Genomic DNA, 23,300 nt, shown 5'->3' with positions numbered 1-23,300 from the left:
AATTATTTTGTAACAATAGTCTTAATTATAATTATTATTCCAATTATAATCATCGGAAAAGATAAGATTTGACCCATTGTAATGGTGTGTTGAAATAACTTAATTTTAAAATCTGGTTCTCTAAAAAATTCTATAAAAAACCTAAAAATACCATAAATAACTAAAAATAAACTACTTAAAATTCCAGTTGATATTTTTTTTTTTTGAAATGAATAAAGAACAAAAAATAATATAATACCTTCTAAAAAGAATTCATATAACTGCGAAGGATGACGAGGCAAGACTCCGTATTTATCCATCAATATTTTTAATTCAGGATGTTCAGATACTTCATGTAAATCTCTGTAGTAAGAGTTAGGAAAGAGCATAGCGCATGTCATTTTGGGAGAAACTCGACCCCATAATTCATCATTAATAAAGTTTCCTAATCTTCCCGCTCCTAATCCAAATGGGACTAATGGAACTATAAAATCAGATATTTCTAATATTTTTTTATTGTATTTAAAAGAGTAATAAATAATAACTATTATTGATCCTATTAGTCCTCCATGAAATGACATGCCACCTTTCCAAATGTAAAACAAAGATAGTATATTATGAGAGAAATATGAAAAATTATAAAAAATTATATATCCAATTCGACCTCCAATACAAGCTCCTAAGAAAGTCGAGCATAAAAGTGTTTCTATTTGATTGTGATTAAATTTAATTTTATTATTATGATTTTTTTTTCCATACCATATTGCGAACATGAATCCAAAAAAATACATAACACCATACCAGTGAACAGATATAGGTCCAATAGAAAAGACAACAGGATTAAATGATGGAAAATTGATATACATATTATTAAATGATGTTCCTATGAGCATTAAATATAAAAATCATATTTCTAAATTTAATAGTTCTTTAATTGTTTGACGTCTTCTAATAGTTCGAAAATGATTTTTTTCTAATAATATTTCTTGAATTAGAGGCCTTGTGTTGTAATTAGACGACATAGAAGCGCCATAAGCTCCGGTATCATGAAAAACAACATAATCTCCTACCTGTGTAATTGGTAATTTTCTAGTTTCTAAATCACCTTTGTTTGTTTGCGTAAATACATCTCCTGATTCACATAAAGGACCTGCAATTACTGTTTCTATGGTTTTTTTTTCATTAATATATCTATCGTTTTTAGGAATAATAGATATATGGTGATAACTTCCATACATAGTAGGTCTCATTAAATCGTTAAATCCAGCATCTATTAAAACAAAATTTTTATTTCCCATTTGTTTTATAGCTCTAATTTGCGAAATTAAAATTCCAGATTCTGCCACTAAAAATCGTCCTGGTTCGATTTCTAATTGAATATTTTGACCCAAAAAATTAGAAATTTTGTTTCTGGAATCATTCCATAATTCAAAATATTTTTTTACATCCATTGGTTTTTCATTAACCTTATAAGGTATAGGTAATCCTCCACCTGCAGAAATAAACGATATTTTTTGTTTTAATTTTATTGCATTTTCTGTCATTGATTTGCATACTTTTTTTAAATGAGTATAGTTTACTCCAGATCCTATATGCATATGTAATCCAATTAATTTTAGTTGATATTTTTGAATTATTGGAATGGCTAAGTCAGGACTCCAAATTCCATGTTTGCTATTTTCTCCTCCAGTGTTTGTTTTTTTACTGTGTCCATATCCAAATCCTGGATTAATTCGGATCCAAATATGATGACCAGGAGATCTTTTTCCAATTTGAGTCAACATATCTAAAGATCCAACATTAACAGGTATTTTTAAATCTACTATTTTAGATAAAGTGTCTTGATCTATGATATCTGCTGTAAAAATTATTTCATTATTTTTGGGCTTAAATCCAGCAACTAAAGCTCGCTCAATTTCTCCTAGTGATACTGCATCAATTTTTACTTTATTTTTTTTCATAATACGAAGTATGTGAATATTAGAACACGCTTTCTGTGCAAATCTGATAATATCAAACTGCTTCAGTAAATTAATTTTTTTATGAATCATATCAGAGTCGTAAACCCAAAAAGGAGATTCATATTTCTTTATCAAAGATTTAATATTTTTTAGATTAATGTTGCTATTTTTATCAGTTAATAACTGAGGCATTTTTTTTCCTTTCTGCAAACATTTTAATATAATAAAAGTATTTTTATAATGTTTTTAATTTTTAAATTTTTTATTTACTTTATCAATTGTTTGTTTTTAGTGAACGTAGTGTTGGGAATAAAATTACATCGCGAATGCTAGTTTGATTAGTTAATATCATAATTAAACGATCAATTCCTATCCCTAGTCCTGAGGTTGGAGGCAATCCGTATTCAAGCGCTTCTATATAATTTTCATCATACAAAATATTTTGATTCATCTCTCTTTTTTTATTTTCAATTTGATTTAAAAATCTATTTTTTTGATCTTGAACATCATTTAATTCTGAAAATCCATTTCCTATTTCATATCCAGCAATAAAAAATTCAAATCTATCAGCAAGATTGAAATCAAAATTGTTTCTTCTAGCTAATGGTGATACTTCAATTGGATAGTGAGTTATGAATGTAGGTTGAATTAATTTTTTTTCTACAGTTTTTTCAAAAATCTGATTAATTATTTGACCTATTCCCCATTTTTTTTTTAATTCAATACCAATAGATTTTGCAATTTTTTGTATTTTTTTAAGGTTTTCTAAATCGCTTAAATTTAAGTTTGAATTGAATTTAAGAATTGCATCTTTCATAGTGAATTTATTGAACGGAATCTGAAAATCAAAATCATGTGAATCATACTTTATTTTTGTAGTTCCAAATAGAGAATAAGTTAAATTTCTGAGTAAATTTTCGATCAATATCATCATATCTTTGTAATCAGAATAAGCGATGTACACTTCCATCATAGTAAACTCCGGATTATGACGAGTAGAAATTCCTTCGTTTCTAAAATTTCTGTTGAGCTCAAAAATGCGTTCAAATCCACCAATTATAAGTTGTTTTAAATATAATTCTGGCGCTATTCTTAAGTACATTTCTTTGTTTAATTCATTATGATATGTTCTAAACGGTTTTGAGCTTGCTCCTCCTGGAATATTCTGTAACATCGGAGTTTCTACTTCTAAGAATTTATTTTCTGTCATAAATTTTCGAATTTCCATAATAATTTTAGAGCGCATTTTGAAAACGTTAAATAATTTTTGATTACTAATTAAGTCTAAATAACGTTGTCGATAGCGTTTTTCTTGATTGGATAAACCATGAAATTTGTCTGGTAGAGGTTTTAATGATTTATTAAGTATTTTTAAAAAATTACAAAAGATGGATAATTCGTTTGTACGAGTTTTAAATAGTACTCCTTGAACGCCTAAAATATCTCCAATATCTATTTTTTTAAAATGTTCATTGTAAAATTCATCAGTCATTTCTTTTTCTGTTATATATATCTGTATTTTTCCTTCCATATCTTGTAAAGTAAAAAAAGATGCTTTACCCATAATTCGTCTCTGTATCATCCGACCAGCAACAGAAACGTAAATGCTGAGTATGTTAAGTTCTTTTAATGTTTTGTTTTGATATTTTTTAAAGATAAAATGTGAGGTTTCATTTTTTTTAAAGTCATTTGGAAAATTAAATCCTTTTTTCTTTATATTAATAAATTTTTTTTCCCTATTGTTTGTTTCATTGTTTGAAAGATTGGCGAAATGATTTTTACATTTTTTTATTTTACACATTATTTTTCCTTTATAATCCCATTTTTAAACTTTGTTCAATAAAATCATCTAAATCTCCATTTAATACGGATTGGACATCATTTTTTTCAATACCAGTTCGAAGATCTTTAATTTTTGAATTATCTAATATATACGAACGTATTTGATTACCCCAAGTAATATCTGATTTATTTTTTTCTATTTTTTTTTCTTCTAATTCTTTTATTTTTATTTGTATATTGTGCAATTTTAATTGCATTTGTTTCATGGCTTGTTCTTTATTTTTATGTTGAGATCGATTATTTTGGCATTGAGTAACAATACCAGTAGGAAGGTGCGTAATACGAACAGCAGATTCTGTTCTATTTACATGTTGACCTCCAGCTCCGGAAGCTCTATAAACATCTATTCTGAGATCTGAAAGACGAATGTTAACATTAATTTTATTTTTTATTTCTGGATATATAAAAGTAGAACTAAAAGAAGTATGACGTCTATTCCCTGCATTAAAAGGACTTTTCCTAATTAAGCGATGAACTCCTGTTTCAGTTCTTAACCATCCAAATGCATATTCACCAGAAATTTTAATTGTAGCAGACTTAATCCCAGTTATTTCTCCAAATGACTCATTAATAATTTCTGTTTTTAAACCTTTTTTATCAGCCCATTTAATATACATTCTAAGAAGCATTTTAGACCAATCTTGAGCTTCTATCCCTCCTGAACCTGATTGTATGTCAATATAACAATTGTAATGATCGTATTTTTTTGAAAACATTCGATAAAATTCAATTGTTTTTATTTTTTTTTTTATGTTTTCAAGTTCTTTAATAATTTCTTTTAAAATTATAGAATCTTTTGTTTCGATTGCTAATTCTAAAAAAATGGTTACTTCTTTTATCTGTTTCTCTATTGTATTAATTTTTTTAATTGTTGTATTTAATTTTGTTTTTTCTTTATTAAGTTTTTTTACATTTTTTTGGATTTTCCATGTTTCAGGCAATAACAATTCTAAATTGATTTCTGAAATACGTGTTATTTTTTCTTTGTAGTCAAAGATACCTCTTTATATCTGTTAATTTTTTAATAAAAGTATTAATTTGATTTTTAATTGTATTTGTTTCTAACATAAATTGATGATCTCTATTCCTGAAAAACATAAAATATAGTGGTATTTTTATGTATTTTCTTGTTATTTTTTATAAAAATTATATCTTTTCTATTTATGAAATTATATATTTAATTATGTTAAATTTTTTATTTTTGTTTAAATAGTATAATTTCTAAAAATTTTAGGAAAAACAAATGTTGTTTACTTTATTAAAAAAAAATTTTATCTATCCTGTTAATCAATTACCGTTAACATTAATGTCGCTTAAAGAATGGTCCTTGGTTTATGTAAAAGGAAAAGATGATAAGAAATATCTTCAAAATCAATTAACAATCGATATTAATTTATTAGTCAAAAACGAACATGTACTCTGTGCGCATTGTAATTTCAATGGAAAAGTATGGAGTACTTTGCGTATATTTCATTATAAACAAGGATATGCTTATATTGTAAGAACTAGCGTTGTTGAGATGCAGATTAAAGAATTAAGAAAATATTCTATTTTTTCCAAAGTAACTATTGAAGAAGAAAAAAACACTTTTTTACTGGGTGTTGCTGGATTAAACGCTAGATCATTTTTATTAAATTTTTTTACTAGAGTACCCGATAAATTATCTCCTTTAATTTTAGAAGATAGTAGAATTATTCTTTTTTTTTCAGATCCATTAGAGAGATTTTTGTTGATTTTATCTAAAAAAGATGTAAATATTTTTAACAAACAAAAAATTTCAAAAGTTTTATTTAGTGATAGTAAGCAATGGTTACTATTAGAAATAGAGTCCGGATTTCCCATAATAGACAAAGAATCATCTTCAAAATTTTTACCTCAGGCAATTAATTTAGAAAATTTAAATGGAATAAATTTTAATAAAGGATGCTATTATGGACAAGAAATAATTGCTCAAACATATTTTAAAAAATTAAACAAGCGTTTTCTTTGTGTTTTATATAGTAGGGAAATAGTTTCATGTAAAATTGGGTCAATTATAAAAATTAAAACCCAACGAGAATGGTTAAAAATTGGATTATTATTAGCTGTAGTTCATATCAGAGAAAAAGAAACTCAAATACAAGTTGTATTGAATAAATATGTAGACATAAATAGCGTTTTTAAGGTAAATGATCTTAAAAATATTTTTTTTATACGAAAAAAAAATTTAATATAACTATATATTTCTTTTGTAAATATATAAATAATTTAAATGTTTTTTATTTAAATATTTTATACATCTTGCACTTAGATAATATTATTTATTAATATATTTTAAAATATTATGACTCAAGGTATTCTTTTTATTATTTCAGCTCCAAGTGGCACAGGAAAGTCTAGCTTGATCAAAGAGTTATTAAAATTAAAACCATTGTATAATGCTCAAGTATCTATTTCTTACACGACTCGAAATATGCGTCCTGGTGAATTTGATGGAAAGCACTATTATTTTGTTTCTAAAAAAAAATTTAGATTAATGATTAAAAATAATTTGTTCTTGGAACATGCAAAAGTGTTTAGAAATTATTATGGAACAGCTCGTGAAGATATTGAAAAAATGATTTTTTCTGGAATTGATGTTTTTTTAGATATTGATTGGCAAGGAGCAAAACAAATTCGATTTCAAATGCCAGAATCAAAAAGTATTTTTTTATTACCACCTTCTAAAGATGCGCTATACAAAAGATTAAAAAAAAGAGGCCAAGATACTAATATAATTATTGAAGAGAGAATGGAAAAAGCTATAGCTGAAATGGATCACTATTCCGAATATGATTATTTGATTGTTAATGATGATTTTCAAACTGCTGTAAACGATTTGAAGACGATTATCAATTCTGCTCATTTATGCTTACTGCATCAAAAAAAAATCCATAAAATTTTAATTAAAAATTTACTGCAACATTAGTTTATTTAAGAAATACGCTAGATAATTAAAAAACATATTAATTTAGTCATTTTTTATAATTTTTATATAATTCTATTAAGTAAATAGAATTATATAATTAATTTTTAATCAATATTTTTTTTTCGATTTTTTATTTTTCTTTGACTTTCTTTTAGATAACGTTTTCTTAAACGTATGGAATTTGGTGTGATTTCTACAAGTTCATCATCATTGATAAACCCTAAGGCTTCTTCTAATGTAAAATTAATAGGTGTTGTTAAGGAGATTGCTTCATCAGTTCCGGAAGCTCTCATATTAGTAAGTTTTTTTCCAGTTAAGCAATTTACTGTCAAATCATTGGATCTGTTGTGAATTCCTACTATTTGTCCTTCATAAATTTGAACGCCATGTTTTATAAATAATTTCCCTCTTTCTTGTAAGTTAAATAAAGAAAATCCAACAGCCATTCCTGAACTATTTGATATTAAAACTCCATTTTTTCTTTGCCCAATATCATGTTTTTGAACTTCTCCATAATGACTGAAAGATGAATAAAAAAGTCCACTTCCAGAAGTAACGTTCATAAATTCAGAACGAAAACCAATTAGAGCACGACTAGATAATATATATTCTAATTTCACTCTTTTTTTATCATCGGTAATCATATTTTTTAATTCACCTTTTCTTTCTCCTATAAATTTCATGATACTGCCTTGGTGTTTTTCCTCGATATCTAAAATAACATTTTCAAATGGCTCTTTTTTTATTTTTTCAATTTCTTTGAAAATTATTTTAGGACGAGATACTGCTAGCTCAAATCCTTCACGACGCATATTTTCAATTAATATTGATAGATGCAATTCTCCACGCCCTGATACTGAAAAAACATTCGTATCTTTTGTTTCTTTTATTTGAAGAGCAATATTATGTATTGCTTCTTTTTTCAATCTCTCTAAAATTTGACGAGATGTAATATATTTTCCTTCTTTTCCAGAAAAAGGTGAAGTGTTCACTAAAAAAAACATATTAACTGTAGGTTCATCAATACTCAATTCGGGCAATGGTTTAATACTTTCTGGATGACACACGGTATCTGAAATGTGTATTTCATTTAAACCAGAAATAGCAATAATATCTCCAGCTTGTCCTATTTTTGAATCGATTCTTTTTAGTCCGAAGTAATTCAAAACTTTGCTAATTTTTCCGTTTCTAATTTTTCCTAATTTATCTATAATAACAACTTGTTCATTGGGTTTAATTGAACCTTGTGTAACACGTCCTACTCCTATAATTCCTAAATAATTACTATAATCTAGTTGTGAAATTTGCATTTGAAATTTTTCGTTAACATTAACTCTGGGAAATGGAACGTTTTCGATGATAGATTTATATAGTGCAGTCATGTCATTTCCCATTTTTAAGTAGTCTTGACCTGATGATCCAAGAAGAGCGGAAGTGTAAATTACTGGAAAATCTAGTTGTTTATCACTAGCATCAAGACTCACAAATAAATCAAAAATTTCATCTACGACCCAATTTGGCCTTGCATTTATTCGATCAATTTTATTAATGACAACAATGGGATTTAAGTTATATTTAAATGCTTTTTTAGTTACAAATCTTGTTTGAGGCATTGGTCCATCTAAAGCATCAACAACTAGTAAAACTGAATCTACCATAGACATTACACGTTCTACTTCACCTCCAAAATCAGCATGTCCAGGTGTATCTACTATGTTAATTTTATATTTTTTCCATCTAATAGAAGTATTTTTAGATACAATTGTAATGCCTCTTTCCTTTTCCAAATCGTTAAAATCCATGATACGTTCAGTTTTTTTTTCATGTTCTTCAAAAGTTCCAGATTGTTGAAGTAATTTATCGAGCAATGTAGTTTTTCCGTGATCTACATGTGCTATAATAGCAATGTTTCTTATATTTTGATGCATTTTTTTTCCTTAAATTTATAGAAAATGGTTTATTATAAATAGTTTAAAAATTTAAAGACTCGCAAAAAAAGAAAAATAACTTTTTAAAAAAATAAAATCTGTAATATTTAAATATAAAATTTTTTAAGGAAACGTGTAAATTATTTTTTATATTGTTTAAATTAAATAAACAGCGAATAGTAAAAATTACTTTGATTAAAATAATTTATACAAACAACAATATTTTTTATGTATACTTTTTACAACTTTTAAAGTTTTAGGAAAAATTGTGAATTCAATTAATTATAATCAAACAGTTTTTTTAAAAAGTTTTTCTAATACAACTAACATAGATATTAAAAATGGTATTGAAATTCCATTTGTTGGCTATTCTAATTCAGGAAAGTCAAGTGCTATTAATTCATTAGCTAATCATAAAAAATTAGCTAGATCCAGTAAAACTCCCGGAAGAACTCAATTGATTAATTTTTTTGAAGTAGTTTCAAATTTTAGAATAGTGGATCTTCCTGGATATGGTTATTCTAAATTTTCTATATTAAAAAAATTAAAATCTCAAAATATATTGTATAATTATTTATCAAAACGTAAACAAATTAAGGGTTTAGTACTTTTAATGGATATTAGACATCCTTTAAAAATACTTGATCAGAAAATAATTAATATTTCCGTAAAGCGAAATATACCTATCTTAATACTTTTAACTAAATGCGATAAGCTAACGACGAGTCAAAAAAATTTTCAATTTAAAATAGTTAATAAAAAATTAATTCAGTTGTTAGATACTTTTCAGATTGAATTTTTTTCATCTCTAAAAAGAATCGGAATTAAAAAATTGGAATTGAAATTAAATTTTTGGTATAAAAAAAATATATTCTTTGAATAAAGAGATGATAAAGTGAGAATTAATAAAATTTTTTTAGTATTTTTACATGAAAACTTTTTTTCTTATTAGAAATTACATTTTTTAAAAAAACTATAAAATTTTTTCATACAAACTGTATTTAACTCTATTTCTTTTAAACGTATATTAGTCGCTATATCTAATTTAATTTTTGCTAGTTTGTATGATAAAAAAGCGTTTTTTTTATATATTTTTAGTTGATTAGAAATGTATTTAGCGCTTCTTAATGATAAATGTTGTATCTTTTCAATATTGTTATAAATATTTTTAATATTTGAAAATTTTTTTAGAAGAGATAATGAAATTTTTTTACCAATTCCAGGTATTCCTGGGATATTATCCGAAGTATCTCCCATTAAAGCTAAAAAATCAATAAATTCTATAGGTTTTATTCCATATTTATTTTTTATTGCATCGGGTGTGATAATTGATCTATTTTTAGTATGAAGTATATTAATTTTATTTGTTACAAGTTGTAACATATCTTTATCATAACTAACGATTAACGTGTACTCCCCTTGAAGTTCGGATTTTTTAGCTAAACTACCAATAATATCATCAGCTTCTACTCCTGGCATTTGTAATGTTTTTATTCCAATTTTTTTTAGCTCGATTAAGAGAGGATTAATTTGGACATATAGTGAGTGAGGCATTGATAATCTATTTTTTTTATATTCTTTGAATAATTGGTTTCTAAATGTTTTTTGAGAAGAATCAAATATTATAATGATTTTTTTAGATTCACGATATTGTTTTAAAATATTAAAAATTGTTTTAATCGTCCCATATATTGCGCCGTAAGGATGACCTTCAATATTCACGAGATTTGGAAATGCATAGTAAGAACGATACAAATATAAACTACCATCTATTATAAGAACCGGTTTTTTTTTCATAATAAGTGTCTTACTTTTTATATCTATTTATTTTTTTATTTTATTAAAAATTTATTAAATATTTTATGAAAGAGTTTGAAATTTTTAATAATACAAACAATGATAAGGACTTTATAATTCACATAGTACATATCTTTTAGATGTTTGAAATATATTTAATAAAATTTTTTTTAAATATAGACTTTATTAATAATTTTTATAAAATATTAATATTTTTTAAAAAATTTGTTATTTTAAGATTAAATTAATTTAATAATTTAATGTGTATACGATATAATTTTAACACAAAAAAATAAATTTATTTTATATAATTAATTTTTTTTAAAATATATCCAAAATAACACAGTTTATTATTTTTTATTTTATGTTGGCTTTTTTATTAGAAATTTAATAAGATTAATATAATTTTCAGAAAAATTATATTTGAAATTTTCTTCTAATTTAGAATAGTTTATTATGTATTTTCCGTTGATAATCGTTGTCGGTACATGTTTTAATTTAATTTTTTTTATTTCTTGATTATTTTTTTGAATTAATACTTTTATTGAAAAACTATTCCAAAATTTTTGATATGTCTGATTGTTAATTCCTGCTTTTTCTTTAAATATTTCTTTTATGTCATTAATGTCATTAACTTGATGAGTTTGTTGAATTCCATTAAAAATAGGAATTATAATTTTTTCTTCAATTCCCATTTGTTGAGCTATAATCCAAGATTTTGTCAATATATAACTAAACTTTCCACCTAAAAAATCAACATGATAAGTTTTAATATCAATTTTTTCATCAATGTTGTTTTTTATGATATTTCTAATATTGTTTTGTTTTTCAATTTCATAACAGTATGGGCAAAAAAACGAAAAAAAATTTATTATCGTTGAAGTGTGAGGCATACTTTTATTTAATATAGAGTACTCTCCATTATTATAAAGTTCATAAGAAAAAGCTTGAAAAGACAAGAATATAATAGAGAAAATAATTAATTTTTTTTTCATATTCAAAACCTGTTTTTATATTTTTTAATGTAAAATTGTATTTTAAACTTACAAATAAAAAAATAAAAATTTTTTATTTTTTTAGATTTAAATATCTTGATATACTTTATTTTATATAATTAAATAAATTTTATAAATTATTTTTTAAAAAGTTATCAATTAGTTAAATAATGTTATTTTAAAATTTTTTACACTTATTTTATTTTCAAATAATTAGATCAATCTATATTTAATTTTTTATTATGTAAATAACTTAAGTGCATAATTTCTTACATGTGACATATCTCCTATTTTTCTAATATATAAATTAGAAAATGCATCTGCTAAAACATCAATTATTTTTAGATTACTTATTTTCTAGTCATTCAATTAATCATATTAAACTTATAAAGTTTTTCTCAGTGTATTTTTTAATTAAAAAGCTAAAAACATATTTGAATTTATAATTAATTTTTTATTTTTATTACTATTTAATATATTTATTAAATAAAATTAAAAATGTTACTTTAATAAAAATTATGTAAAAAGTATGGCTATCATTAATTTTACTTAATTTTTTATAAATATATAAAAAATTAATAGAATTGGATAATAAATAATTATTTTCAAGTAATTTAATTTTATAATCAGATAGCAGATGAAATAGATATTTTTACATCTGCTATGTTGGAATGATGTAATTTAGGTATTTAGTATAATGAACAATCAGAATTTATATAACAATTTACTTCCATTAAACACAGAACAATTAAAAAACTTAAAAAAACTAGAAAAAACTTGTTCTAAAATAGAATTAGCTTGGCTTTCTGGTTATTTCTGGAAAGCGGCTAATCAAAAACATACTGAATTAATATCTGAGTTAAACGAATCAAAATCAAATAATATAATTACTATATTATATGCTTCTCAAACTGGTAACTCTAAATTATTGTCTCAGCGTCTTAGTAGATATTTAAAAGATAAAGAAAAAAATGTTAATTTGGTTAATATTTCTGATTACAATTTTAAAAAAATAAATGAAGAAAAAATATTAATTTTAATTATTTCCACTCAAGGAGAAGGAGAACCTCCAGAAGAAGCTTTATCTTTTTATAAATTTATAATGTCGAAAAAAGCTCCTAAATTAAACAAATTAAATTATAGTGTTTTTGGTTTAGGAGACGTTTCTTATAATTTTTTTTGTCAATCAGGTAAAGATTTCGATAAAAGATTTAGAGATCTGGGTGCTAAAAGTTTAATTGATCGAGTAGACGCAGATATTGAGTACGAGGATATTTATAAAAAATGGTCGTATAATTTGTTCACTTCTATTAATCAAATTAATCAATGGGATTCTTCTTCATCGTTTTTAGAAAGAAAAAATACATTAAAAAAATTACCATCTGTTTATACAAAGATGAAACCAGCTTCAGCAATTGTGTTAAATAGTCAGAAAATTACTGGACGTAATTCTACTAAAGATATCTATCATATTGAAATTGATATTAGCACTTTAAAAATACAATACCATCCTGGAGATGCAATTGGAATTTGGTATAAAAATGATGTCAACTTGGTAAAAAAGATACTTAAATGTCTATCTATAAAAAAAACCGATACAATTCAAATTAAAAAAAATACTTTTAACATCTTTGATGCTCTTTTAAAAAGTTATGAGTTAACTGTTAATACAAAAGAAATTGTCAGAAAATATGCTATTTTTACAAACAATATGTATTTAAAAAAAATAATCTCTAATGAAAAAGATTTAAAAAAGTATGTTGCTACGACTCCTTTAGTAAACATGATATATGATCATCCATCTCCAATAAATCCTGGAAAATTTGTCAGTATTTTGCGTCCTTTAACTCCTCGACTGTACTCCATATCTTCATCTCAAGCTGAAGAGAATGATGAAATACACATTACAGTCGGATTAGTTAAAAAAATGTTTTCTGGTGTTATGCATTTTGGAGGCGCTTCTAGTTATTTATCACAATTTTTAAAAATGGATGATAAAATAAATATTTTTATTGAATCTAATAATAATTTTAGGCTTCCTGTGGATAAAGATACACCTATTATTATGATTGGTTCAGGAACTGGAATTGCTCCGTTTCGAGCCTTTATGCAACAAAGAGATAATGATGGATCTAGAGGAAAAAATTGGCTTTTTTTTGGAAATCCTAATTTTACAGAAGATTTTTTATATCAATTGGAATGGCAGAAATATTTAAAGAAACAACTGCTTACTAAGATTGATTTAGCCTGGTCGAAAGATCAAAAGAATAAAATATATGTACAAGACAAAATGAAAGAAAAAAGCAAAGAAATATGGTCTTGGATACAAGAAGGAGCTCAAATTTATGTTTGTGGTAATGCTGCTAAAATGGCTAAAGATGTAGAGAAGATGTTAATAAATATTATTAATCAGAATAGTAATATGAATCTTGAAAATTCTGAGGAATTTTTAAATGAATTGCGTGAAAATCGACGTTATCAAAGAGATGTATATTAATGAAAAAAGATTTTAAAAAATCGAATTTAGAAAAAATATCTACTGAAGCAGAACGAATTAAGAAAGACAGCAACTATCTTCGTGGAACTATTGTTGAAGATTTAAAGAATAAAATTACGAATGGATTCAGTGGGGATAATTTTTCACTTATTCGATTTCATGGAATGTATCAACAAGATGATCGTGATTTACGTTCAGAGCGTAATTTGCAGAAATTAGAACCTCGTCATGCTATGATGTTAAGATGTCGTTTGCCAGGAGGAATTATAAAAGCAAAAAAATGGATTAAAATAGATTCTTTTGCTAGCAAAAATACACTTTATGGAACAATTAGATTAACTAATCGTCAAACTTTTCAATTCCATGGAATTTTAAAAGGTGATTTAAAAGATGCACATAAAATGCTATTTGAAATAGGACTAGATTCATTAGGAACAGCTAATGATGTCAATAGAAACGTCCTTTGTACTTCTAATCCTATGGAATCTTTAATTCATAAAGAATCTTATCAATGGGCAAAAAAAATTTCAGAATTACTATTGCCTAAAACTAAAGCATATGCAGAAATTTGGCTTGATCAAAAAAAAGTTACTACGCCAGATCATGAACCTATTTTAGGTAAAAGTTATTTACCAAGAAAATTTAAAACAACAGTAGTAGTTCCTCCTTATAATGATGTAGATTTATATGCAAATGATATGAACTTTATAGCTATCACCAATAATCAAAAAATTGTGGGTTTTAACATATTAGTTGGCGGTGGGTTATCAATTGAACATAGAAATAAGTCAACATGGCCTTTTCCTGCAACAGAAATAGGATATGTTTCAGCAGATAAAACTTTAGTCTTTGCAGAAGCTATTGTAACTACTCAGCGCGATTGGGGTAATCGAATTGATCGAAAAAATGCAAAGACTAGATATACTATCAATAATATGGGTTTAGATGGTTTTAAATTAGAAGTTGAACGTCGAGCTAAAGCGAAATTTAAATCTGTTCGTTCTTATCATTTTATTAGTCGTGGAGATAGATTTGGATGGATGAAAGGTATTGACAATTATTGGAATTTAACATTATTCATTCCAAATGGACGTATTTATGATGATGAAAAGACACTTTTAAAATCAGGATTATCAAAAATAGCAAGTTTTCATACAGGAAATTTCCGATTAACCTCTAATCAAAATATAGTAATTTCTGAAATATCTGAACAAAAAAAAGATTTTATAGAAAATATTGCAATATCGCATGGACTAATAAGAAAAATTAGTAAATTACGTGAAAATTCTATGGCTTGTGTTTCTTTTCCAACTTGCCCTTTAGCAATGGCAGAGGCTGAACGTGTACTGTCATTTTTTATTTTTCAATTAGAAATTATTATGTCAAAGTACAATGTAGAAAAAGAATCAATAGTTTTTAGAATTTCTGGGTGTTCTAATGGATGCGGGAGATCTTTATTAGCAGAAATAGGCTTAATTGGAAAATCAATGAATCGATATAATTTATATATAGGTGGAAATAAAATTGGAAATAGAATTCCTAAAATTTATAAAGAAAATGTTACAACTCAAGAAATATTAGTGCATTTAGAAGATTTAATAAAAACTTGGGCAAACGAACGAAAAAAAGAAGAAGATTTTGGTGATTTTGTTCTTCGAAAAAAAATTGTAAATGAAGTAATCAATCCTATTCATGATTTTTGGAGCTAATCGAGAAAAACTAAAATGGTTAAATTAAATCTTAATGATATTAATATTTCAGATCCTGAAAAACAAATGTTATCTGAGTACAATTTGTTATTAAATGATTATTCTGCAGAACAACGAATTTCATGGTCATTAAAAAATCTTCCTGCTACACATATTCTTTCATCTAGTTTTGGAATTCAATCATGTGTTTTGTTACATCTTATGACTCTTCAAAAACCTAATCTTCCTGTTGTGTTAATTGATACTGGATATTTATTTCCCGAAACTTATCATTTTATTGATTTTTTAAGAAAAAAATTAAATCTTAATTTAAAAGTATTTCGGCCAAAACTTTCTTCTGCTTGGCAAGAAGCTCGATATGGAAAATTGTGGGAAAAAGGGATAAAAGGAATAGATTTATATAATACTTTAAATAAAGTAAAACCAATGCGTGCTGCTATAAAAAAATTATCAGTACAAACATGGTTTTCAGGACTGCGTCGCGAGCAATCAAAAAGTCGCAGTGATTTACCTTATTTATCCATTCAAAAAAAAGTTTTTAAAGTGTTTCCAATTTTAGATTGGTCTTCTAAAAAAATACATAAATATTTAATAGATAATAATTTAAATTATCATCCTTTATGGAAACATGGATACATATCTGTTGGGGATATTCACACGACTTCAAAATTAAAACCAGGTATGTCAGAAGAAGAAACTCGTTTTTTTGGATTAAAAAGAGAATGTGGTTTACATAAAAATTAACTTAAAAAGTTTTTTGAAACATTTTTTATGAATAATTTTTTAAAATTATATATTACATAACAACTTCATGAATTTTTTATACATCTAAATGAAAGATAATTAAATTATTATCTAACGAAAAAATACGTTTTTTAAAAATATTAGTTTATTTTAAGAACAGGTAAATGTGAATTATCTTCCTATTTTTGTAGATTTAAAATCTAAAAATGTATTGGTTATTGGAGCTGGAGAAGTTGCTTTTCATAAAATAATGCTTTTACTTCAAGCTAAAGCTATAGTAAATATTATTTCAAAAGAAATATGTTTAGAAATTAAGATTTTATTAGACCAAAAAAAAATAAATTGGATTTCTAAAGAGTTTAAAAATATTTATTTAAATAAAGTATTTTTAGTTATTGTTGCTACGAATGATAAAGATTTTAATAAAAAAATATTTCAATTATGTAATGATCGTTCTTTACTGGTTAATGTTGTTGATGATAAGAAAAAATGTTCTTTTATTTTTCCTTCTATTGTAAATCGGTCTCCTATAGTTATTTCTATTTCTTCTTCAGGAACTGCTCCAGTATTAATACGTTTATTAAGAGAAAAAATAGAATCAATTCTTCCTATTCGATTAGGTTTAGTTGCAAAAATTGCAGGTGATTATAGGTCTATAGTAAAAAAAAATTTTATTAATTTGGATGAAAGACGTCATTTTTGGGAAAGATTATTTAAAAGCGTTTTTGTTGAATATATTATTAACAATAATGAAAAAAAAGCAATAGATTTTTTAAAAAAATTAATTAAAGATAAATCTCTTTTTTTAACAGGTGAAATTATTTTAGTTGGAGCAGGTCCTGGTGACAGTGGATTATTGACTTTAAGAGGGCTTCAAGTATTACAGCAAGCAGATGTTGTATTATACGATAATTTAGTTTCTAAAAATACTTTAGAATTAATCCGTCGAGATGCAAAAAAAATATATGTAGGGAAAAAATTTGGTTTCAAACATATTACTCAAAAAAAAATTATTGAAATTTTAATATCTTTAGCTAAAAAAGGAAAAAAAGTAGTTCGTTTAAAAGGTGGAGATTCATTCATCTTTGGACGTGGAGGAGAAGAAATAGAAGCAGCAAAAAAAGCAGGTGTTAAATTTCAAGTAATTCCAGGTATCACTGCAGCTATTGGAATTGCCGCTTATACTGGAATTCCATTAACCCATCGAAAATACGCACAAGGCGTAATATTTATTACAGGGCATAAATGTATTCATGGTATGTCAAATAATTGGTCTATTTTATCTGATTCCTCTTACACATTAGTAGTGTACATGGGTAAGTCAAAAGTTGGAGATATTTCTAAAAAACTTATTTTCCACAATAGATCAAAAGATACGCCAGTAGCTATTGTTTCTCAAGGAACAACTTCAAATCAAAACGTGATTATTGAAAGATTAGATAATCTTGAAAAAATAATTAAATTTGCAAATAGTCCATCTTTGTTAATCATTGGAGATGTTGTATTGTTACATAAAAAATTAAAATGGTTTCATACAAATAAATTTTTAGATAATACAAATAATGCATCTTCTATAGTAAATTTAATTGGAGAAAAAAAGAATGTTTAAAAGAAATAATAATCATTTAAATCAATTAGAATCTGAAAGTATTTATATTATTCGTGAAGCAATGTCAGATTTTGAAAATCCAGTAATGTTATATTCTATTGGTAAAGATTCTTCAGTAATGTTGCATCTCGCTAAAAAAGCTTTTTATCCTGGACGTATACCTTTTCCTTTATTACATATTGATACTGGATGGAAATTTAAAGAAATGTATTTGTTTAGAGATCGAATCGTTAAATCATCTAAAATAAATTTAATTATTCATTCAAATAAAAAAGGAAAGTTACTTGGTTTAAACCCATTTTTACATAGTATTGATAAATATACTGATGTGATGAAAACGGAAGGATTAAAAGATGCAATAAATAAATATCAATTTGACTCAGCTTTTGGAGGGGCAAGAAGAGATGAAGAAAAGTCTCGATCTAAGGAGCGTATTTATTCTTTTCGTGACTCATTCAACCAATGGAATCCAAAAAAACAACGTCCAGAATTATGGTGGAATTATAATGGTCAAATTAATAAAGGTGAAAATATTCGTGTTTTTCCTCTTTCTAATTGGACTGAAATAGACATTTGGCAATATATTTTTTTAGAAAACATTGAAATTGTTTCTCTTTATTTTGCTGATATGCGTCCAGTATTAAATAGAAAAGGAATGTTATTAATGATTAATGATAACCGAATTAATATTCAACCTGATGAAATAATAGAAAAAAAAATGGTTCGTTTCCGAACTCTTGGTTGCTGGCCATTAACTAGTGCTGTTGAGTCAAAAGCTGTAAGTTTAATGGAAATAATAGAAGAAATATTAGTTACAAAAAAGAGTGAACGCACTGGAAGAGCAATTGATTATGATCATAAAAATTCAATGGAATTTAAGAAGAAAAAAGGTTATTTTTAAAAAATGGATGTATAAAAAATGAATACTATAATTAGCAAAAAAGAAAAATTTAAAAATTGGTTAAATATTCAACAAAAAAAAACTTTATTAAAATTATTAACATGCGGAAGTGTAGATGATGGTAAAAGCACATTAATAGGTCGATTATTACATGATACTCAACAAATTTATGATGATCAATTAACTTTGCTGAAAGATGATAGTAAGCGTCATGGTACTCAAGGAGATGTAATAGATTTTGCACTTTTAGTTGATGGATTGCATGACGAAAGAGAGCAAGGTATTACCATAGATGTAGCATATCGTTATTTTTCCACTAATAAAAGAAAATTTATTGTTGCAGATACTCCAGGTCATAAACAATATACGTGTAATATGGTAACTGGAGCTTCAACATGTGAAGCTTCTATTTTATTAGTAGACGTTACAAAAGGATTATTGGAACAAACTTATCGACATAGCTTTATTTCTATATTGCTAGGAATTAAATATTTAATTGTTGCTGTTAATAAAATGGATTTAGTTAATTATAAAGAAAAAATATTTATAGATATTAAAAATAAATTTCTTGATTTTGCTAAACAATTTAATAATGATCTTAAAATTTTTTTTGTTCCTATATCTGCTCTTGTTGGAGAAAATATTGTTTTTAAAAATAATTTTATGCCCTGGTATAATGGACATACATTATTAAAGATTTTAGAAACGATTAACATTAAAAATACTGAAAATTTAAAAGAAATGAGATTTCCAGTTCAATATATAAATCGTCCTAATTCAGAATTTCGTGGATACTCTGGAACTTTAGTTTCAGGTGATGTTTATGTGGGACAAAAAGTTAAAATACTTCCAATTAATATTAATTCATTTATTTCTCGCATTGTAGTTTTTAATGAAGATATACAAAAATCAGAATCTGGCCAATCAATTACAATAGTATTAAAGGATGAAATAGACATTAGCAGAGGAGATTTGTTTGTAAATTTTGATTCTCCTTTAAAACCGTGTCAAGAAGCAATTGTCGATGTGGTTTGGATGAGTGAGAACAATTTATTTAAAGGACAAGCATTTTATGTAAAATCATCTAATAAAAAAACGAGAGTGCGCATAAAAGAAATTTTATATAAAATAGAAATTAATACTTTAACTCCAAATAATACCGATTCTCTTTCATTAAATAGTATCGGTCGAATTAAAGTAGAATTTAATGAACTAATGATGTTTGATTCATATAAAAAAAATAGAATTACAGGAAGCATGATTTTTATAGATTTATTGAGCAATCTAACGGTTGGAGCCGGAATGATTGTAGAAAATATTAGCAATAAAAAAAACATGTTTTCTGAACATCAACAGTCTTTTGAAAAAGATCTCTATTCTTTAATTCGTCAATATTTTCCTCATTGGAAAATAAGATGAATTGATTAAAAGTAAGGAATTAAATAAGCACATGAATGCTAATTTTGATAAAAACGTCATTTTGGAGAAACACTTAATAACTCGATTCAAACGTGAAATAAAACATAATCATAAATCAATAGTTCTATGGTTTACAGGGCTTTCGGGTTCAGGAAAATCTAGTATTTCTAATATTTTAGAGCAATGTTTGTTTAAAAAATGTGTTCATACGTATATATTAGACGGAGATAATGTTAGAACTGGTTTGTGCAGTGATTTAAACTTTAGTATTTCTGATAGAACAGAGAATATTAGACGTATTGGAGAAGTATCAAAATTAATGTTAGACGCAGGAATGATAGTTTTAGTTGCAATTATATCTCCATATAGATATCAAAGAAAATTAATTCGTAAAATGTTAGGTGAAAGTAATTTTTTAGAAATTTTTGTTGATACTCCAATTCAAGTTTGTGAAAATCGTGATCCTAAAAATTTATATAAAAAAGCTCGAAAAGGAGAAATATTTAATTTTACTGGAATTCAATCTGAATATCAGATTCCAGAAAAACCGGACGTGCATTTAGATGGAACACAATCGTTGAAAGATAATGCAAAAAAATTAATTAAAATATTATATGATCGTAACATAATACCATTTTTTAATATATGTTAGATATAAAGTATAATAAACATTTATCTAGTATTAATGTATTAATATACGGAACAAGTATGAAAATATTAAAAACATTTTTATTTTTTATATTTTTATGGCTTCAATATTCTCTTTGGTTTAGTAAAAATGGTATTTTTGATTATATTAGAATTTATAAAATAGTTATTTCTGAAGAAAAATATAACAATGATCTTCAAATTCAAAATAACAAATTAATAATAGAAATTAAAAATTTAAATAATAAGATTAATGGAATTAAAAAAAATAAAAGTAATTAAAAAATGTTTTTATAAAATGATTTTGATATAATTATTTTTTTAATAATATTTTTTAAAAGTTCTTAATGAAATCGGCAAGTTTTTTAAAACCTAAAATCATAGCTATAGTTCCAGCTGCAGGTATAGGTAAAAGAATGTTGTCAAATGTTCCAAAACAATATATAAAAATTAAAAATCAAACGATTCTTGAATACACTTTAACAACATTATTATCAAATCCTAATATTATCAATGTCATTGTGAGCTTGAATCGAAACGATAACTATTTTTTTAATTTATCTATATCATCTAATGTACGTATTATTTCTGTTATAGGAGGAAAAGAAAGAATTAATTCAGTTTTGTCTGGATTATCTTTACAAATAGACGCTGATTGGGTCATAGTACATGATGCAGTTCGTCCTTGCTTAAGTCGTCAAGATTTAAACAAAATAATTTTAATTACTAGAAGAAGTAAAGTAGGTGGAATTTTAGTCCAACCTATACATGATACAATCAAATATGGAGATGTAAAAAAAGAAAGAATTTTAAAAACTGTAGATAGAAAAAATTTATGGCATGCGTTAACTCCTCAAATTTTTCCATTAAATTTGTTACGATTTTGTTTAAACAAGGTTATCAAAGATAAAATCGTGATTACAGACGAATCTTCAGCATTAGAATATTGCGGATATCGTCCGTTAATGGTTCTAGGAAGCAGCCAAAATATTAAAATTACTTGTTTTGAAGATCTTTTTTTTGCTGAATTTTATCTAACAAAGAGTAATAGAATTAAATAAAAAATAATATGCTAATAAGAGTAGGATATGGATTTGACATTCACGCTTTTGGAGGAAGTAAGCCATTAATTATTGGTGGTGTATTAATTTCTAAAAAAAAAGGTTTAATTGCTCATTCCAATGGAGATTTGTTAATACATGCTCTCATTGATTCGTTATTAGGAGCTGCCGCAATGGGTGATATTGGTTCTTTTTTTCCTAGCAAAGATAAAAGATATAAAAATATTGATAGTAAAATTTTATTACAAAATATTTGGGAAAAAATTAAATTAAAAAATTATTGTATATGTAATATTGATATTACTATTATCGCAGAGTATCCAAAAATGTCATCTTATATTTTTTCTATGAAATCAAATTTGTCAAGATATCTAAAAATTTCTATAGATAATATTAGCATTAAAGCTACTAGTTCTAAGATGATTGGTTGTATTGGAAGAAAAGAAGGTATAGCTTGTCATTCTTCTGTTTTAATTTTAAAAAAATAATAATTTTTTGTAAGATATATTAAAACAACTTGTTTTATCATTAATCTCAATGCATTAAAATTAAAAATTTCTATATAAAAATAAATGCATTTATTTTATTGCTAGTAATTTTATAAACAATTGTTTTTTAACATAAATATTATTTTATTTAAATCTTTTTAATTTTAAAAGATGTTTATTATTTAACTTATATCTTTTAATTGATATAAGTTCAGATAGTAGTACAACTATGTTTTTTAGTTAATTTAAATAAAAGTTAATAATAAACTAGATGTATTATCAATTGTTCGGAGTTTAAATTAATATTTAAATTAATTTATTAAAAATTAAATTATTATTTTTAATAATATACTTAATTTAGAAAGTTTTATTAGAGAAGTATTAGGTAATAAATTTGAGTGTTTTTAAGACTAATTTAACTTTTTTTATACTCGATGTTAGTTCAATAAATTTAATTATTTGATTATATTTATAAAAGAAATTAGTTTTAAAAAATTATTTTTAAGGAATTAATTATCTTTACTTTCAAATCTGTACTGAAATATTCTAATTGTAGATTGTAAAATTTTTAATATAAATGTTAAAATTTTCTTTATTTCAACTAATAAATTAAAGATAAATATAACAATATTTATTGTTAAAAATTTTTCAAGTATTTACATGTTTGTAAAAAGATAAAGTTACCTAAAATAGGTAAAAAAATAAATAAGATAAACTCTACTAGTTTTTATTTAACATCTGTGTATTTTTTTGACATTTTGTTAAAAAATTATAT

Annotated in this window: 20 protein-coding genes; 13 read left to right on the top strand and 7 right to left on the bottom strand. The window is 24.8% G+C overall.

All coding sequences use genetic code 11. The features are described 5' to 3' along the window. Positions 1 to 2: 2 nt before the first annotated feature. From lgt to prfB, 4 genes are all read right to left on the bottom strand, one after another. Positions 3 to 845: a prolipoprotein diacylglyceryl transferase gene (lgt, locus tag D9V75_RS02120; RefSeq protein ID WP_158344071.1), complete on the bottom strand. Its 843-nt coding sequence runs from the start codon at positions 843 to 845 to the stop codon at positions 3 to 5. A gap of 39 nt (positions 846 to 884) precedes the next feature. After that, positions 885 to 2,132: a diaminopimelate decarboxylase gene (gene lysA / locus D9V75_RS02115; RefSeq protein WP_158343770.1), complete on the bottom strand. Its 1,248-nt coding sequence runs from the start codon at positions 2,130 to 2,132 to the stop codon at positions 885 to 887. Positions 2,133 to 2,214: 82 nt separating this feature from the next. Next, complete coding sequence (gene lysS, locus D9V75_RS02110) at positions 2,215 to 3,741, bottom strand: lysine--tRNA ligase (RefSeq protein ID WP_158343768.1); 1,527 nt, start codon at positions 3,739 to 3,741, stop codon at positions 2,215 to 2,217. A 10-nt stretch (positions 3,742 to 3,751) separates the two neighbouring features. Beyond that, a protein-coding gene (prfB, locus tag D9V75_RS02105; protein ID WP_158343766.1) for a peptide chain release factor 2 occupies positions 3,752 to 4,850 on the bottom strand; the annotation gives its coding sequence in 2 pieces (ribosomal slippage) (positions 3,752 to 4,774 and positions 4,776 to 4,850; 1,098 coding nt in all). Positions 4,851 to 5,025: 175 nt separating this feature from the next. Here prfB and ygfZ point away from each other — a divergent pair. Both ygfZ and gmk read left to right on the top strand, forming a co-directional pair. Then, a complete protein-coding gene (gene ygfZ, locus D9V75_RS02100) occupies positions 5,026 to 5,997 on the top strand; it encodes a tRNA-modifying protein YgfZ (protein WP_158343764.1) in 972 nt (323 codons plus the stop codon). Between the two features lie 108 nt (positions 5,998 to 6,105). Further along, positions 6,106 to 6,729, top strand: a complete 624-nt coding sequence (gene gmk / locus D9V75_RS02095) for a guanylate kinase (RefSeq protein ID WP_158343762.1) — start codon at positions 6,106 to 6,108, stop codon at positions 6,727 to 6,729. Positions 6,730 to 6,833: 104 nt separating this feature from the next. Here gmk and typA read toward each other — a convergent pair whose 3' ends face one another. Then, the gene (typA, locus tag D9V75_RS02090) at positions 6,834 to 8,657 is read right to left on the bottom strand and encodes a translational GTPase TypA (RefSeq protein ID WP_158343759.1); all 1,824 of its coding nucleotides are present in this window, start codon (positions 8,655 to 8,657) and stop codon (positions 6,834 to 6,836) included. 268 nt (positions 8,658 to 8,925) lie between these two features. On the opposite strand from typA, the gene yihA reads away from it, so the two are divergent. Next, on the top strand, positions 8,926 to 9,540 hold the full coding sequence (yihA, locus tag D9V75_RS02085; RefSeq protein WP_158343757.1) for a ribosome biogenesis GTP-binding protein YihA/YsxC: 615 nt from the start codon (positions 8,926 to 8,928) through the stop codon (positions 9,538 to 9,540). A gap of 65 nt (positions 9,541 to 9,605) precedes the next feature. Here the strand turns inward: yihA and D9V75_RS02080 are convergent, their stop codons facing one another. Further along, positions 9,606 to 10,454 carry a 5'-3' exonuclease H3TH domain-containing protein gene (locus D9V75_RS02080; RefSeq protein ID WP_158343755.1) on the bottom strand — a complete coding sequence of 283 codons (849 nt, stop codon included), beginning with the start codon at positions 10,452 to 10,454 and terminating at the stop codon, positions 9,606 to 9,608. A gap of 362 nt (positions 10,455 to 10,816) precedes the next feature. Continuing rightward, positions 10,817 to 11,449, bottom strand: coding sequence for a DsbA family protein (locus D9V75_RS02075; protein ID WP_158343753.1), 633 nt, complete (start codon positions 11,447 to 11,449; stop codon positions 10,817 to 10,819). A 697-nt stretch (positions 11,450 to 12,146) separates the two neighbouring features. On the opposite strand from D9V75_RS02075, the gene D9V75_RS02070 reads away from it, so the two are divergent. The 10 genes from D9V75_RS02070 to ispF all read left to right on the top strand — a co-directional run bounded on the left by D9V75_RS02070 (position 12,147) and on the right by ispF (position 22,525). After that, positions 12,147 to 13,946, top strand: a complete 1,800-nt coding sequence (locus D9V75_RS02070; RefSeq protein WP_158343751.1) for an assimilatory sulfite reductase (NADPH) flavoprotein subunit — start codon at positions 12,147 to 12,149, stop codon at positions 13,944 to 13,946. Then, entirely contained in the window at positions 13,946 to 15,655 is a 1,710-nt protein-coding gene (gene cysI / locus D9V75_RS02065) for an assimilatory sulfite reductase (NADPH) hemoprotein subunit (protein ID WP_158343750.1), read from the top strand. The genes D9V75_RS02070 and cysI overlap by 1 nt, the downstream gene beginning before the upstream one ends. Before the next feature lie 15 nt (positions 15,656 to 15,670). Next, complete coding sequence (locus D9V75_RS02060) at positions 15,671 to 16,399, top strand: phosphoadenylyl-sulfate reductase (protein ID WP_158343748.1); 729 nt, start codon at positions 15,671 to 15,673, stop codon at positions 16,397 to 16,399. 166 nt (positions 16,400 to 16,565) lie between these two features. Continuing rightward, positions 16,566 to 18,008 carry a siroheme synthase CysG gene (gene cysG, locus D9V75_RS02055; protein ID WP_158343746.1) on the top strand — a complete coding sequence of 481 codons (1,443 nt, stop codon included), beginning with the start codon at positions 16,566 to 16,568 and terminating at the stop codon, positions 18,006 to 18,008. Further along, the gene (gene cysD / locus D9V75_RS02050) at positions 18,001 to 18,909 is read left to right on the top strand and encodes a sulfate adenylyltransferase subunit CysD (protein ID WP_158343744.1); all 909 of its coding nucleotides are present in this window, start codon (positions 18,001 to 18,003) and stop codon (positions 18,907 to 18,909) included. The genes cysG and cysD overlap by 8 nt, the downstream gene beginning before the upstream one ends. Before the next feature lie 18 nt (positions 18,910 to 18,927). Continuing rightward, positions 18,928 to 20,328, top strand: a complete 1,401-nt coding sequence (gene cysN, locus D9V75_RS02045; RefSeq protein WP_158343742.1) for a sulfate adenylyltransferase subunit CysN — start codon at positions 18,928 to 18,930, stop codon at positions 20,326 to 20,328. Positions 20,329 to 20,359: 31 nt separating this feature from the next. Next, complete coding sequence (gene cysC / locus D9V75_RS02040) at positions 20,360 to 20,980, top strand: adenylyl-sulfate kinase (RefSeq protein WP_158343740.1); 621 nt, start codon at positions 20,360 to 20,362, stop codon at positions 20,978 to 20,980. 56 nt (positions 20,981 to 21,036) lie between these two features. Then, positions 21,037 to 21,258 carry a septum formation initiator family protein gene (locus tag D9V75_RS02035; RefSeq protein ID WP_158343739.1) on the top strand — a complete coding sequence of 74 codons (222 nt, stop codon included), beginning with the start codon at positions 21,037 to 21,039 and terminating at the stop codon, positions 21,256 to 21,258. A 65-nt stretch (positions 21,259 to 21,323) separates the two neighbouring features. Further along, a complete protein-coding gene (gene ispD / locus D9V75_RS02030; RefSeq protein WP_158343737.1) occupies positions 21,324 to 22,037 on the top strand; it encodes a 2-C-methyl-D-erythritol 4-phosphate cytidylyltransferase in 714 nt (237 codons plus the stop codon). 14 nt (positions 22,038 to 22,051) lie between these two features. Beyond that, positions 22,052 to 22,525 (top strand): 2-C-methyl-D-erythritol 2,4-cyclodiphosphate synthase, encoded by a 474-nt coding sequence (gene ispF, locus D9V75_RS02025; protein WP_158344069.1) that lies wholly within the window; start codon positions 22,052 to 22,054, stop codon positions 22,523 to 22,525. The last annotated feature ends 775 nt before the right edge of the window (positions 22,526 to 23,300 follow it).

It is taken from the genome of Buchnera aphidicola (Muscaphis stroyani), assembly GCF_005080865.1.
GTDB lineage: Bacteria > Pseudomonadota > Gammaproteobacteria > Enterobacterales > Enterobacteriaceae > Buchnera > Buchnera aphidicola_AG.
The sequence above is the reverse complement of the archived record's forward strand: the minus strand, read 5'-3'. Positions and strand labels throughout refer to the sequence as shown.